Here is a 13,830-nt window from a genome sequence, read left to right on the forward strand (position 1 = left end):
CAAGACGAGGATGCGTCGATCTCTTCGAGTCCTTGTATAAGATCTGTTATTCTTCCCGAGAGAGAGCCGCCTCCGGCTCAGGATTGTGTGCGACATTCGTTTCGACGGAGAGCATTGTGCGATAATTATCGTTCGCACACAATTTGAATATTCCAGCCTTAATTACCAGTGCGAGATCCTCGGTCATCTACCAATATTGACCAGAATGATATGTTGCCAGCGCATAGGCGCCCTTGGTCAGCATGCCTCAAGGATGGGCAATGATCAGCCCAGAACTGCAAGCAACACACTTTCCCAAAGGCAAATCTAGACCAACTGACCCTGCGCTTTGAACAGGACGGCGCTGTGCCATACATCAAACATGGGACACCCGCTCACCATACTTGGGCGCTCTTCAGGCATAGATGCAACCTATTGAATTTTATATATATTTATATTCGACAATCGATTTTTGTACGCACGACGGACGTACATTGTCTGATCCTTGTTCGTCTTAAGTCGGCCTGACACGATGAATGAAGAGTTCAAAACAAGGAGCATTCAGACGTGGTCGCTGCCAAAGAACGCACCGTGGTACTTGCCACAAAGAGCACTCAAAAACAGGGGACGCCATTGGCGCAACCTGAACCCGGCCTCACACCAGAGCAAATTATACAGCGCGCCATTGACTTACGGCCGCTTTTGCTCGACGGCCAAGCCGACGCAGAAGAGCGAGGCACATATTCTCCTGAAATGCATGAGCGTTTTCGCAAGGCCGGTTTCTATCGAATCCTGCAACCTGTGATGTATGGCGGCTATGAGTTTGATCTGACCGTCTTTTCTCGTGTCATCGTCGAAATTGCACGGGGCTGCCCCGGTTCTGGCTGGTGTCTCTGCCTTGCTTCCGGGCATGCCGTAAATGCTGCAGCTTTGTTTGATAAGGCTGGCCAAGACATTATCTTTGGCAATGACGGCGAATTTGCAGCCCCGGCCCGCGGCGTGCCAGGTGGGACAGCCACGGAGTGCGACGACGGCTGGATCATTGACGGAACCTGGGATTATTGCTCCGGTTCGCCCTATAGCACACATGCTATCGTTGGCGTTCGCATCGCGGGTCCAGCGAAAGACGGACCGCCTGAACTCGGAATTGCAATGGTTCCAAGATCTGGGTGGGAGATGATCGACAACTGGCGCGACTTCATCGGCATGCGCGCCAGTGGCTCAAACAGTATCCGCATCGACAAGCAATGGATACCAAAGGCTCTGCTCGTTCGCCAAAACTTCTTCGCCGTCAATATCGATGGTGGCACCGAAGGTTACAAATTGCATGGCAACTCCATGTATTCAGGCCGTATGTTCGGCTTCTTCCAGGCGGAGATCACCTCAATTTTGGTTGGCGTTGGCTTTGCTGCGCTGGACGAATTCGAACGGATTGTGGGACTGCGGGCAGGGGCTCCGAAACTCGGACCTCCGATGCCGGGTGTACCGGACTTCCACCGCCCCTACGGCGTCGCACTGGGCATGCTTGAAATGGCATCCAATGCTCTGGCAGCCGGCACTCGTTCCTATCTCGACTATTGCGAACGTGGCGTGAAGGACCCCAGCGCTTATACGGAGTTCGATGATCTGCGCATTCAAGCAGGGTTGCAGCACGCAGCGCATCTGTCGATGGACGCGGTGGAGATCCTCTACAGTGCTGCCGGTACGAGCACCTCAGCGAAAAATGGCTCGCGGCTTCAGCGCTATTACCGTGACATTTCCATGGCGCGCACCAATCCCGGCCTGCAATTCGACAAAACGGCCATGCAGTTGGCTGCGCGGAGATTTCCAGAAGGACCGCAAGGCCCCCGCCCGTAAGCAACCGGAATTGGAAAACAGGCGCACGCGAAACTCAACGGGAGGTGGGTATGCAACATCACGTTCACACCAACAATGATAAGGTTGCAGCGGACACCAAGAGTGTTCTTCCTGCAACGGACTGGACATCAGAACCACAGCAGATAGAGACCTCGGCGGTAACAAGCGGGGGCGGGCTGACCGCAGCCGAGGAAAAAGCCGCTCTGAAAGCGAAATTCATCTCTGGCATGGGGCGGGTTGCGGCTCCCGTTTCTATTGTTGCCACCGATGGCCCGGCAGGGCGTGCGGGCGTCACAATCTCAGCAATGAGTTCCGTCTCTGCCGATGGAGACCGACCGACCCTGATGATCTGCCTCAACCAGTCCTCACGTACATGTCAGGCCCTCGAGAAAAACCGCCATTTCACTCTCAATGTTCTGAATGCACGCAAGCATATCCCCATAGCCGATGCCTTTGCAGGCCGTTTCGGGACGTTTTTGCCCGATAAATTCGCGATGGGCGACTGGAAGACCAGCCGATTCGGGATTCCAGAGTTGAATGAGGCGACAGCGGTGTTCCATTGCCAAGTCAACTTCACCCAGATTGTTGGCACACATATGCTCATTATCGCAGAAGTTGACGAGGTCAGTGAAGCTGAAGGAGCACGGGCTCTCGTTTACTGTAGCCGTGAATATCGTTGCCCTTGAGCGGCTTGCGGGAGGGAGCAAGCCGCAAAATTCAAAGGGAATAATCGTGCAATTTTGATCGCTTTCACACTCTGAAAGCCGTCACCGATCAGGGCGCGACCCCTGATCGGTCATCGTTGATGAATGCAGGCCCGAATGGGAGCGGGTCAACGATTAGCTATGTCCAAAAAAACGACATGCATAACTTGGGGAGGACAAGGAATGTGTTCAAAGGCAGGCTTATGTCTTGCTGCGAGTTGCTGTGCCCTCACTTTGGGGATGGTTTGCGCGGGAGCGTCCGCACAGGATGGCGCAGTTAAAATAGCAAAGACAAACCGAAATCCAACGACGGACGCGCAGAAGCTTGATTGTCCCGGCGGTGACCAGACAAAGCGTTCGAAAGATCCCAACACCAAGAATTGCCCTGATCTGACGTTGGTGGACAATGGTTCAAGTGTGGGTCCAAGTGCAGCTCCAGGCCAGGGCCCCGGTTCCGGAGCAGGCCCAGGCCCTGGTCAAGGGCCGGGGCCGGGCACCGGTCCGGGGGCCGCATCTGGACCCGATGGATTGCCGCCGCCGCCCTTCGGAATGATCGTGCCACGTAAATCGTTCAATCTCGGTCCCCCGCTTGGTGGACCTCCGGCGGTGGGCAACATCAATCCGATCTTTGTGATGCCACCGGGCATGGTTGGAGCGCTGAAACCGGATCAAATTCTGATCGGCCTTGGGGACTTGGCCAAACCGCGCCCGGCTCCGGACGGCTTCAATCATATCGGGACTGAGATCTACACCATGGGAGGGTCCTTCGGGCGCAATCGCGAGACCGTCCAGACCGGCAATTCCAAAGACAATTTCTCTACCTATTTCGCCGGTAGCAGAGTCCAGGATCCGAGCTGGCGTGATAATACCGACAGTAAACAGTACGAATTCTATGGTGACCTTGGTTGGCGAAATGAGACGTCAGCTCTGCACCTTTCCTTGAGTGGCCAGGACCTTAAGTCCTCCGGCAACGGCCTGACACCGGCCGAAATGCTTGCGAAGGACCGTTCAAGTTCCTTCATAGCGCCAAGCGGCGACACGGACAGACGATGGAAGATACAGCTTTCCGGCGAGCATGAGACGGACTCAGGTTGGAACGTGAATGGCAAAACCTACATTGGTCACGTGTCACGGACCAAGCAATGGGCAGATGGTGAAACCCCGCAATCCTGCGCCGACAACGCAGCGACACTTTGCAACATGATGGGCTCTCCATACCTGACGCTGAGCGGTGATCGCTTTCCTTTATATTCCAGTTCCTATCGTTATGCTTCGCTTACCAATTACAGTGAAGACGCTTACACCTACGGTGCATCACTCGAGGGACGAGTCAGCGATACCCTTTTGGGGCGGGCGAACGATTTCGTCATTGGGGCCGCACTCGACGGATCCACGACCTCTGGTACGGTTTCGAGAAGCCTGGGTGAATATACCAGCGACTATGTCTACACCAATGACCAGGGAGTTTATCAGACAACCTCGGCAGATTTGCGAGCGCTTTATTTCTCGCTTTATGCTGCAGATCAGCTCGCGGTGACGGATCGGCTGACGGTTGGCAGTGCGCTGCGATTTAACGTTTCAGACCTCAATCGCTACAACGGTTCGGCAACGAACGTCACCTACGACTATGATCTGAACATGCACAAAACCGACTACAGCGTCGATCCGTCAATCGGCCTCACCTACAAGTTCAACAGTGATTTGGTGGGATATGCTGGCTACAACCGCGAAAGCCGGGCTCCTACTTCTTTTGGGACGATGTGCAGCAATCTCGCATCAACCTGTGCGTTTCCCAACTTCCCGATCGCCGACGAACCGCTTTTGCAGACGCACTCGAACAATTTCGAAGCTGGCCTTCGCGGACAAAACACCGTACTCGGCGATGCAACCCTCTCATGGAATGTGCGGCTGTTTTCGCAGATGACCTCGGATACCTATTGGCTGGTATTGCGTGAAACACGCCCGATGTTCAGCAATGTAGGCGACAGCTGGCGCCGGGGCGTTCGCTTCAATGCGGCCCTGGAAACCGGTCCCTGGACAATCGGCCTTGACTACATCCTGCAAAAATCAACCTTCGAAAAGGAATTTACGGAATTCAGTTCGGATAATCCCTCTGCAGATGCCATGGGCAATATCACTGTTCCCAAGGGCTCGGAAATGCCCAATATCCCAAATCAGATACTGAACGTGAGTGTCGATTATGCCGTCAATGATCGTTTGAAAATTGGCGCTTTGGGTACGGGAGTTGCTGGAAGCTATGCTCAATTTGACGAAAACAATACGCTCAAAAAGTCAGACCCTTATGCGCTCTTTTCACTGAATGCGAGCTATAAGCTCAGTGACAATGCTGAAATTTTCGGGCTCATAACCAATGTTTTCGATACGAAATATAACGCAATGGCAGCGCTTATAAAAGTCAACTCCATCCCCAGTTTGGGCCTGACAAATTCGTTGGGTTACATTCCCGGCGACGGTCGCGCCTTCTATGCCGGGCTTCGAGTGACATTCTGACGGTTATAAAGAGCGCAATTTGACCCGCAGGAAAGTGCACGCTTCTATAGCGAATGCGGCCTAAAGCCTCCTGATATATGTATACTTCCGGCTGCTTAATGCTCGCATTCGGAGAGACCGCGTTTCGTCGTCCGGTTTACCGCCGGACGACGATTTCGGTTTTGTGTCTTGCCCCGATTGCTGCCCGAAACTTTAAAAACGTCAATCAAAAAAAGGATAGGATTTCGATTAAATCAGCTCGTGCTGTTGCCCATGATGGACATATTTGGCGGTAAAATTCGTATCATACTCAATTGAGGCATCGTCCAGGAGCTTCTGTTCAATGAAAGATTGTGCTCGTTTGAGAGCCGGTAAAAACTGAGTGATGCCATCCTGCAGCTTTACAGCACGCGGAAGCCAAACAATGCTCAGACATGCAAGCACACGATTGTCATAACGAATGGGAACGGCGATGGCCGCGATCAGTGGATACGAGTTTCGTTGCTCGACAGCGTACCCGTCGCTAATAACTTTGTTGATCAAATTTCGAGTGTGGGCACCGGCACCCCGCTGACTATCGGGCCGCTGACTATCGGACTGGGTCCGATCACCAAAATGTCCGAGATGCTCGAGAATCTGCGCCCGCTGTTGTTGGGGGCAGAAGGCCAAATAGGCAAGACCGCATGCACTTGTCAGCATTGATCGGTGGTTGTCATCAAAATCCAGCAGGTTGATATGATAGGGGTTTAGTGAGTGGGTTGTATCACGCTTGAGCATTGTACAGCTGTAAGCATCGAAGGTGGTGATCTCACTGGTCCAGACCACTTCCTTTTGTAACTCGAGCAGAATGGGCTCAGCCGCCCAGAGCGCCCATACGTCATCCGTCAGCCCTTCCTTGAGGGCGCGCGTGGCAATGGTCGGTCGATAGACACCATCGTCACCAAGCGAGATAAGGCCACTTTTTTCAAGGGTACCGAGTAAACGATAGATCGTGGGTCGCGAGAGCCCGAAATGGGCAACGGTGGCCTGTCTGGTCGCGCCACCGGTCTCGCTGAGAAACTCAAGCACATTGAGTCCACGGGACAAAGCTCTGATGTTTTCTGACATGTTGTTATTCCTCCCACATCAAAATGGCCACTCATTTTAACGTCTGTCAATATGCTTTGCGCCCAAGAGCGGACGGTGCCGATAACGGCAACTTTTGTGGATTGGATGGGTCAGACACCAGGCGGACGAGCGCGACATGGGAGTTGGCTCTGGGCCGTGTCACGGTCAGAAATACGCCCATTGGTGCGCCATCAAGCGCATGCCTATCAAGGGAGCGAACATGGCAAATGCAGAAACCAATTCGGGGCGGGGCAAAGGGTATGGCTGGCGTCTGAGTTTGGGCATGCTGTTGCCATCGAGCAACCCGGTGGCTGAGCCGGAACTGACGCGGATGCTTCCGGAGGGGGTTTCACTCCTCACGACCCGGCTCAAGCTCGCAGGCAGTAGCCGTGAAGAACTCTTGGGAATGACGGGGCAAATCGAAGGTGCTGTTCCGTTGCTGTGCGACGCTGGCGTCGATCGCATTGTCTTCAACTGCACGGCCGTATCTACGTTCGACGTGGAAATGGGAAATATGCTGCGCCAACGGATCGAAAAGATTGCTGCGCGGCCGGCGACCAGCACCGCAGATGGTGTGATTGCGGGTCTCAAAGCTCTCGGCGCGAAGCGCATCGCGCTGATCACCCCCTATATTTCATCCGTCGTCGAGCGCGAAACAGCATTCCTTGAGCATCACGGCTTTGAAGTGGTCCGCGCTGTGGGGCGCGACCTTGACGAAGGCAAGGCGATGTCATCGGTGGAGCCGGGTCAATGGTATCGTTGGGCGTTGGACCATGCGGGTTGCGGTGCCGACGTTTACTTCCTCAGCTGCACGGCCATCCGCGTCATCGATATCGTCGCCACGCTTGAGCGTGATCTTGGTGTGCCGGTGCTGACCAGCAATCAGGCAATGTTCTGGTGGTGCCTGCGCAATGCTGGGCTGAACGATAGCCCCGAGGCCTTTGGTCGTTTGTTCACCAAACACTTGCCCGCGTAAACATTGGGGAAATGACATGAGTATCCGTGGCAAGGCCTTTATTGTTGGGGCCTACGAGCATCCGGGCCGTAATCTGCCTGACCATTCAGTGCAGCAAATCCATGCAGAATGTGCGATGGGCGCACTTAGCGACGCGGGCCTGTCCATCAAAGACGTGGATGGTTATTTCAGCAATGGCCAATTGGGGTTCGGCGGCATTTCCATGGCCGAATATCTCGGCCTGAGATTGAGCTACATCGATTCCACCTTTACCGGCGGCTCCTCCTATATGGCGCATGTCGGCCATGCCGCTGCTGCCATTGCCGCAGGAAAGTGCAAGGTCGCCCTCATCACGCAAGGGGCCAAGGTGCGGGGTGTCATTCGCGGTGCCAAGCATACTGCGGATACACCGGAATTTCCCTTCGAGACGGTCTATGGCGAAACCAATGCGGCCATTTATGCGCTGGCTGCGCGTCGGCATATGCATGAATACGGTACAACGGCAGAACAGCTCGCCGCCGTTAAAGTTGCGGCGGCGGCCTATGCGCAACACAATCCAAATGCGCTGTTGCGCAAGCTCGTTTCAATCGACGATGTTATGAATTCGCCAATCATTGCCGATCCCCTTCATCGGCTCGATTGCTGCGTTGTTACCGATGGCGGCGGCGCTCTTGTTCTTGTTGCTCCTGAAATCGCGCGAAGCTTGAAGCGCCAGAGTGTCAAGCTTTTGGGTCATGCCGAAGCGATCCGGCATGGTGGAGATGGCCCAAGCGATTTTGCCAGCACGGCAGCGGCGCTTTCAGGACCCCGTGCATTCACTGAGGCGGGCGTCAGCCCTCGAGACGTTCGGTATGCCTCGATTTACGACTCCTTCACCATCACCGTCATCATGACTTTGGAGGATCTCGGCTTTTGCGGGAAAGGTGAGGGTGGCGCATTTGTTGCCAGCGGCGCGCTGGGGCTTGATGGTCTGCTCCCGATCAACACGGATGGCGGCGGCCTCTGCAACAACCATCCGGGCTACCAAGGCGGTATGGTGCGAACCATCGAAGCGGTGCGCCAGCTGCGGGGCGAAGCCAATCCAAATACACAGGTCAAAAACTGCACCATAGCACTGGCGCACGGAACCGGCGGCGGCATGTCGCGGCACGCCAGCGTTACGCTGGTGTTGGGTCAGGAGGACGCATAATGGAAGACCGTCAAGAAGTGCAAGCGCTTCCCATTCCTGTGCCGGTGGTTTTCCCGGAAACAGAACCGTTCTGGACGAATGCCCGGAAAGGCAAGTTGCTGCTGCCGTTCTGTACGCACTGTGCGAAGCCGGTTTGGTATCCAAAAGCATTCTGCACCGCGTGCGGTAGCTTTGAGCTTGACTGGCGTGAAGCGTCCGGCTTCGGCGAAATCTATAGCTTCACGGAGGTCATGAAAGGTGAGGGTGCCTATCGTGAGACGCCGGGCTACATTCTTGCGCTGATCGACCTTGATGAGGGCGTGCGCATGCTCAGTAACCTCGTCGACTATAGCCGGGAAACGCTGCGCATAGGTCAGCGGGTAAAGGTCGTGTTTCACAATAGCAGCGACGCCACGGCTCTCCCACGATTCACACCGGCCTGATTTGCCGAATTCAATTTTAGATGTAGTGGAAGGAGGAGGCATTGAACAAGGTCTTCGAAAGTACCAGTGACGCTGTTGCGGATATCAAGGACGGCGCATCGATTGCAATTGCTGGCTTTGGCGTTGGCCATTCCTATCCCAACAGCCTGGTGTTGGCGTTGCAGGCACAAGGGGCCAAGAATCTCGCCATCATCGCGAATTCTCTGGGGGCGGGAGGCGATTTTCGCCCGCAGATCCTGGTGCAGAACGGTCAGGTAAGCAGGCTTGTTCTGTCTTTCTCCGTCCGCCCGGGCATGCCTTCGCCGGAAGAGGAAAAGATTGCGGCAGGCGAGATTGCACTTGAAATGGTGCCACAGGGCATTCTCGTGGAGAGACTGCGGGCGGCGGGTGCCGGTTTGCCTGCTTTCTATAGCCCCGTCACTGTCGGAACTCCTCTCCAGGAGGGCAAGGAAGTACGGCGCTTTGGCGAGCGGGATTATGTTCTCGAACATGCTCTGCCCGTTGATGTTGCGCTGATCCGTGGATACCGCGCTGACCGTTTCGGCAATGTCGAATTTCGCGGCAGCAGTGCGCATTTTCATGCCAGCTTTGCCAGGGCGGCGAAATTGACCATCGTTGAGGTGGAGCACATTGTTGAAGCTGGCGAAATCTCGCCCGAACGCGTCGGCTTGCCGGGGATTTTTGTTTCGCGCGTCGTGCAGACGGTCGCCAAATATCCGGCCCCTGCGGGCCGGATGGGCCGCCGTGCGCCAGAGAGTGGGCGGGAATATTTCGGCAAACCAGCCTTAACCCGGACGAATATGGCAAAGCGTGCTGCTGCACTCTTGCCTGAAGGTGCCTATGTCAATCTTGGCTCAGGCCTGCCCACGCTGGTCGCTGCGCACACACAGGACAAATCCATCTTTCTTCACGCGGAGAATGGGGCTCTCGGTTACGATCTGCTGCAGGATCCTGCCCAATTCGACGTCGATTTTTTCGATGCGGCAGGAAACTTCATCAAAATGCGACCCGGTGGTGCCGTGTTTGACAGCGTAGCCTCCTTCGAAATTGCGCGATCAGGAAAGCTGTCGGCGATCCTTTTGGGGGCCTATCAGGTCAGTGAAAAGGGTGATCTGGCCAATTGGGCCGTACCGGGCCAGTCCGGTGGGGGCATTGGCGGCGCTATGGATCTCGCGTCGTCCGGGAGCAAGGTTATCGTTCTCATGGAGCATTGCGATGGCAAGGGTAAGCCAAAGTTTGTGCGTAAATGTTCCTATCCGCTCACCGCGCTTGCGTGTGTCGATACGGTGGTAACTGACCTGGCGCTGCTGGTGCGTCAGGGAAATAGCTTCGAGGTTACCGCGATTGCTGAAGGATTCACGCCAGATGAAATTCGTGCGCTAACCCCGATCGACATCACGTTTGCGCAATCACTCGAGGTGATGTGAGCGGCCTGATGTCGCCATTGGGTCGGGATCAGGCAGTGGCGTGAACAAAGGTGGGGACGATTTTTTTTAATCTTCCGTTTCGTTCCGGGACGGAAATAACAAGGGAGAAGACAATGAAACTATCTCAGTCAGTCGAATTGAAGGCACCCGCAGCAGAGGTCTGGACGTTCATCAGCGATTTTTACAATTTTCATGCTTGGCAGCCCCATATTGAATCCACGGCTCCGGGGCCAGCCAAGGGTGAGCGCATTGTCAAGATGAAGCGCGGCAACACCATCCTTGATCGCATTGCTGTGCTGGACAATGAAAAGCGCACACTGGCTTACGAAATGGTTCCGAACCAGGATCTTCCTCCAGGTGCGCCGAAGCTCGAAGGTTTTCTGGCGACATTCGTTGTGGGTGAGTCAGGTGCGGGCTCTAAAGTTGAGTATAGCATTGCTGTTGACGTGCCGAGTGCGATCCAGGAAATGGCAGAAAAAGGAATTGGCAGCGACATCTCCGGTGCCTTGCAGGGGCTGAAGGACAAGTTTGAAGAAGCCTGAGATCTGAACAGGATTTCAATACCGGGTCATTTGAACCGCCGCTCGCAAGAGCGGCGGTTTTTCTTTGTGGATGACATGCAGCGATAGGGTTTTGACGGTTCATGACAAACATCAAAGAGTGACGCAGCTGTTCATTCAGCTCCTCGAAATGCTCGGAGCAAGCGGCAAACCCATGAAGGTCGGATGGGGTATCAAGCACGGTTGCGGCGTCGAGGCTTCAACCAGTTTGATTAGCACGGGTTGTCTCGGCCCTCAGCAGAATAGGGTTCCGTGGAAGCGACCTGCCCAAACAGGAGAAGGCCGACCTGGCTTTCGCCACCGTCGACCTTCTCCTGTTGTTTCATTGCGATCTGATCCCGTTGCGGGTCCGTAACCACGCCTGTAAGGCCGGGCGGGCGCGGGCGCCGCCCCTCAACCATTTAGGTGGCGTGTACCTGGGGGGTGCCGGACAAAAAAGCCCGACGATTGGTTGCCATCAGCACTGCGGCAATACCATTCAGCGCGGCAATGGTCAGGACACTTGGCATATAGGTATGGGTGTGATCGAACAACTGTCCGACGACGATTGGCGCAACAGCGCTTGCGATCGTCATCATTGAAATGGCAAAGCCGGAGACCGCAGCAAAATGCCGTGAATCAAAGGTTTCGCTCAGCAGGGCCATTGAGCTTACCTGCACCGCACCATAGCCCGCGCCCAACAAGACGGCATAGGCATAGAGCATGATTGAATTATGAGCGTAACCGAGTGTCAATATACCCAAAGAAAAGACAAGAAGGCCAGCCGCGAGAATATTGCGGGTTCCCAAACGCTCACTGAAGGCTCCAACGGCGAAGTTGCCCAGCAAGGTCGAGGCGGCCATCAGCGATAGTGATGCTGCAGCATCCGTCGGAGCAAAGCTGGAATCATGCAGAAGCGCCAGGCCATGGGCGATATAGAATGAACATCCGGCACCAGCCGTGACAATGCATGTGATCACCAGCCACAGTGCCGGCGATTTATAGACCGATCCCTTCTGGTCTCCTGAAGCATCGAATTGTGCGAATTTCGCGACATTGGCATCGCTTGCGCCCGGTGGCGTATCGCGCACAACGAAGATTGCCAGAAACAAAGCCAAGGCTCCGGCACCGATGAAGACGAGCCATCCGGCACGCCAATCGCTAAGGGCAATGGACCGACTGATCAGCGGTGCAGCAACAAAACCGCCAACGCCCATAGTGGCATAGAGAACCGCAAAGGCCCGAGCCCGCTTTTTATCAAACCAGGCTGCGACACAAGCCTGATTGGCAACGAAACCACCAGCACTCATGGCCAATCCCATGAGGATGCCAAATGCAACGACGACCTGCCAGGGCTTTTCAACCCAGAAAGCCATTGCGCTCGCTCCAAGCAGCAGTAACAGGCTGCCTGCGATCAGCACGAGGCGCGAACCAAAGCGATTGACTGCGGATCCGACGAGCGGCGCTGTAATGCCGGTAACGGCCATGTTGACGGACACGAGCAGCCCGAGGAGGCTGCGATCCCAGCCCAATGATGTGACCATGGATGTGTTGATCACGCTTGCGCCGTAGATGGGAAACGCGGCGTTCATGCATAGGATAAGCGAGCATGCGGCCAGGATGGCTCGGCCATACCGAGGATGTGGAGAATGAAATGGAAACAGCCTCATTGGGCGACCTCTTGATATCGAGAACGTTCCGAATATCGGAGACGGGCGCAATTAACCATTTAACTGCGTGACTCGAACACTAAAGCCTTCAGCAACACCCTACATCTTGGCTGACGCAGGCGTCCGGCAGATGTATCCGTGTACACATACCGGACATGGCCTTGACCCTTGTTGTCGATTGCCAATGGCGGGTTTCAAATCATCCTCAGGAGAGTACTCGTCCCAATTGCGAGGGCTCATGCGGAGGGTGAGGTGCGTTAATGGTAAATGTTGAGCGAAAGTTCGAAACTGTTGGATTGGAGCCGCCGGAGCCGAACTTGCAGCCAGATGAGATGATCGCGCGAGCTACGGGCATGATCGGCACACTCAGAGCGCGCCAGGCGGATGCCGAGGCCGGTGGGCGCTTGCTGGAGGTTACCCATCAGGAGTTCATGCGGGCTGGATTCTATCGTGTTGTCCAGCCACGTCGCTTCGGTGGCTATGAATTTGACCTGACCACTTACATGAAGGTGATGATGGAAATCGCCCGCGGCTGCCCTTCGAGCGGCTGGGTTCTGGCGCTTGTGTCCGGCCATCCCATCATGCTTGCCGACTTTAGCGAACGTGCGCAGATCGAAGCCTATGGCGATGACGGTGATTATCGTTGTCCCTCGGTTGGTTCGCCGGTTCCGGTAACGCTTGAAAAGGGCGGATTTCGTGTCAGCGGCGGGTGGGACTATGCATCGGGTTGCGATGTCTCCACCCACGCGATGGTCAGTGGTCTGACGCCGGAAGCCGACGGCAGCATGACGCCCCGATTGATGCTGGTTGACCGTTCTGATTATGAAATCGTCAATAACTGGGACATGATTGGGATGCAGGGCACCGGCTCTCGTCGGCTGGTCGTCAAGGATGTGTTTGTGCCGGAATACCGCACCGCTCCCATCGTTATGTGGCGGGGTGAGCGCGGCGCGGCTGTACATGCAAACCCAATGTATAACGGCCGTAAAGCATCCTATTTTGTCATTGAGCTGGGTGCGGTTGTCGTCGGCGCTGTGAAGGGTGCGCTGGATATTTTCGAAGACATCTTGCGCAACAAGCCGATGCGTTTCTCATCAAAGCAGCGCTTGTACGAGAGCCATGAGTTCCAGCAATATTATGGCGATGCCCAAACCAAGATCGATTCCGCCGAAGCGCTGCTTTTGAAGGTGACGGAACGCTATCTGGAAGCGTGCAGCCTGCACCAGGAAACTGGCGAGGGTTTTACCGAAGAGACCGACAGACGGCTCTTTGCTGCCGCCCAGGAGGCCTGCCGCCTTGCATGGGACGGGTTGGAAATCATCTTCACCACGGCGGGCACGAGCACCGGGGCCAAGCAATCCATGCTCGCCCGTATCTATCGAGACGCGGCCGTGCAGAAAACCCATTTTGTTCAGCAACGGTCGCGCACGGCCGTCAACGCTGCACGCCTTCACTTCGGGCTTGCCCCGCTCAGCCCGTTCTGACTGCTAT

Annotated in this window: 11 protein-coding genes; 9 read left to right on the top strand and 2 right to left on the bottom strand. The window is 55.4% G+C overall.

Annotated features, from left to right (window positions below; all coding sequences use genetic code 11):
* The first annotated feature begins 546 nt into the window (after nucleotides 1–546).
* From AVI_RS27355 to AVI_RS27365, 3 genes are all read left to right on the top strand, one after another.
* The gene (locus AVI_RS27355; protein WP_015918502.1) at nucleotides 547–1,836 is read left to right on the top strand and encodes an acyl-CoA dehydrogenase family protein; all 1,290 of its coding nucleotides are present in this window, start codon (nucleotides 547–549) and stop codon (nucleotides 1,834–1,836) included.
* Nucleotides 1,837–1,886: 50 nt separating this feature from the next.
* Complete coding sequence (locus tag AVI_RS27360) at nucleotides 1,887–2,522, top strand: flavin reductase family protein (RefSeq protein WP_015918503.1); 636 nt, start codon at nucleotides 1,887–1,889, stop codon at nucleotides 2,520–2,522.
* 624 nt (nucleotides 2,523–3,146) lie between these two features.
* Nucleotides 3,147–5,051, top strand: a complete 1,905-nt coding sequence (locus tag AVI_RS27365) for a TonB-dependent receptor (protein ID WP_139192478.1) — start codon at nucleotides 3,147–3,149, stop codon at nucleotides 5,049–5,051.
* A 228-nt stretch (nucleotides 5,052–5,279) separates the two neighbouring features.
* Here AVI_RS27365 and AVI_RS27370 read toward each other — a convergent pair whose 3' ends face one another.
* Nucleotides 5,280–6,137: a helix-turn-helix domain-containing protein gene (locus AVI_RS27370; protein WP_015918505.1), complete on the bottom strand. Its 858-nt coding sequence runs from the start codon at nucleotides 6,135–6,137 to the stop codon at nucleotides 5,280–5,282.
* A 220-nt stretch (nucleotides 6,138–6,357) separates the two neighbouring features.
* Here AVI_RS27370 and AVI_RS27375 point away from each other — a divergent pair, with 220 nt between their 5' ends.
* The 5 genes from AVI_RS27375 to AVI_RS27395 are packed head-to-tail and all read left to right on the top strand — an operon-like array spanning nucleotide 6,358 to nucleotide 10,672.
* On the top strand, nucleotides 6,358–7,113 hold the full coding sequence (locus tag AVI_RS27375; protein WP_015918506.1) for a maleate cis-trans isomerase family protein: 756 nt from the start codon (nucleotides 6,358–6,360) through the stop codon (nucleotides 7,111–7,113).
* Nucleotides 7,114–7,129: 16 nt separating this feature from the next.
* Nucleotides 7,130–8,281 (top strand): thiolase domain-containing protein, encoded by a 1,152-nt coding sequence (locus AVI_RS27380; protein WP_015918507.1) that lies wholly within the window; start codon nucleotides 7,130–7,132, stop codon nucleotides 8,279–8,281.
* Entirely contained in the window at nucleotides 8,281–8,703 is a 423-nt protein-coding gene (locus AVI_RS27385) for a Zn-ribbon domain-containing OB-fold protein (protein WP_041699801.1), read from the top strand. The genes AVI_RS27380 and AVI_RS27385 overlap by 1 nt, the downstream gene beginning before the upstream one ends.
* A 41-nt stretch (nucleotides 8,704–8,744) precedes the next feature.
* Nucleotides 8,745–10,130 carry a 3-oxoacid CoA-transferase gene (locus AVI_RS27390; protein WP_015918508.1) on the top strand — a complete coding sequence of 462 codons (1,386 nt, stop codon included), beginning with the start codon at nucleotides 8,745–8,747 and terminating at the stop codon, nucleotides 10,128–10,130.
* A gap of 50 nt (nucleotides 10,131–10,180) precedes the next feature.
* A complete protein-coding gene (locus AVI_RS27395; protein ID WP_197436525.1) occupies nucleotides 10,181–10,672 on the top strand; it encodes an SRPBCC family protein in 492 nt (163 codons plus the stop codon).
* Nucleotides 10,673–11,091: 419 nt separating this feature from the next.
* Here AVI_RS27395 and AVI_RS27400 read toward each other — a convergent pair whose 3' ends face one another.
* A complete protein-coding gene (locus tag AVI_RS27400) occupies nucleotides 11,092–12,261 on the bottom strand; it encodes an MFS transporter (RefSeq protein ID WP_041699803.1) in 1,170 nt (389 codons plus the stop codon).
* 395 nt (nucleotides 12,262–12,656) lie between these two features.
* Between AVI_RS27400 and AVI_RS27405 the strand changes: the two genes are divergently transcribed.
* Entirely contained in the window at nucleotides 12,657–13,823 is a 1,167-nt protein-coding gene (locus AVI_RS27405; RefSeq protein WP_197522878.1) for an acyl-CoA dehydrogenase family protein, read from the top strand.
* Nucleotides 13,824–13,830: the final 7 nt, after the last annotated feature.

This window comes from Allorhizobium ampelinum S4, assembly GCF_000016285.1.
Classification (GTDB): domain Bacteria; phylum Pseudomonadota; class Alphaproteobacteria; order Rhizobiales; family Rhizobiaceae; genus Allorhizobium; species Allorhizobium ampelinum.

Bases quoted from the DNA above. Each gene is read 5' to 3' on its own strand.
- AVI_RS27360 (WP_015918503.1), top strand. From the start codon at position 1,887: ATGCAACATCACGTTCACACCAACAATGATAAGGTTGCAGCGGACACC.
- AVI_RS27370 (WP_015918505.1), bottom strand. From the start codon at position 6,137: ATGTCAGAAAACATCAGAGCTTTGTCCCGTGGACTCAATGTGCTTGAG.
- AVI_RS27375 (WP_015918506.1), top strand. From the start codon at position 6,358: ATGGCAAATGCAGAAACCAATTCGGGGCGGGGCAAAGGGTATGGCTGG.
- AVI_RS27380 (WP_015918507.1), top strand. From the start codon at position 7,130: ATGAGTATCCGTGGCAAGGCCTTTATTGTTGGGGCCTACGAGCATCCG.
- AVI_RS27385 (WP_041699801.1), top strand. From the start codon at position 8,281: ATGGAAGACCGTCAAGAAGTGCAAGCGCTTCCCATTCCTGTGCCGGTG.
- AVI_RS27400 (WP_041699803.1), bottom strand. From the start codon at position 12,261: ATGAACGCCGCGTTTCCCATCTACGGCGCAAGCGTGATCAACACATCC.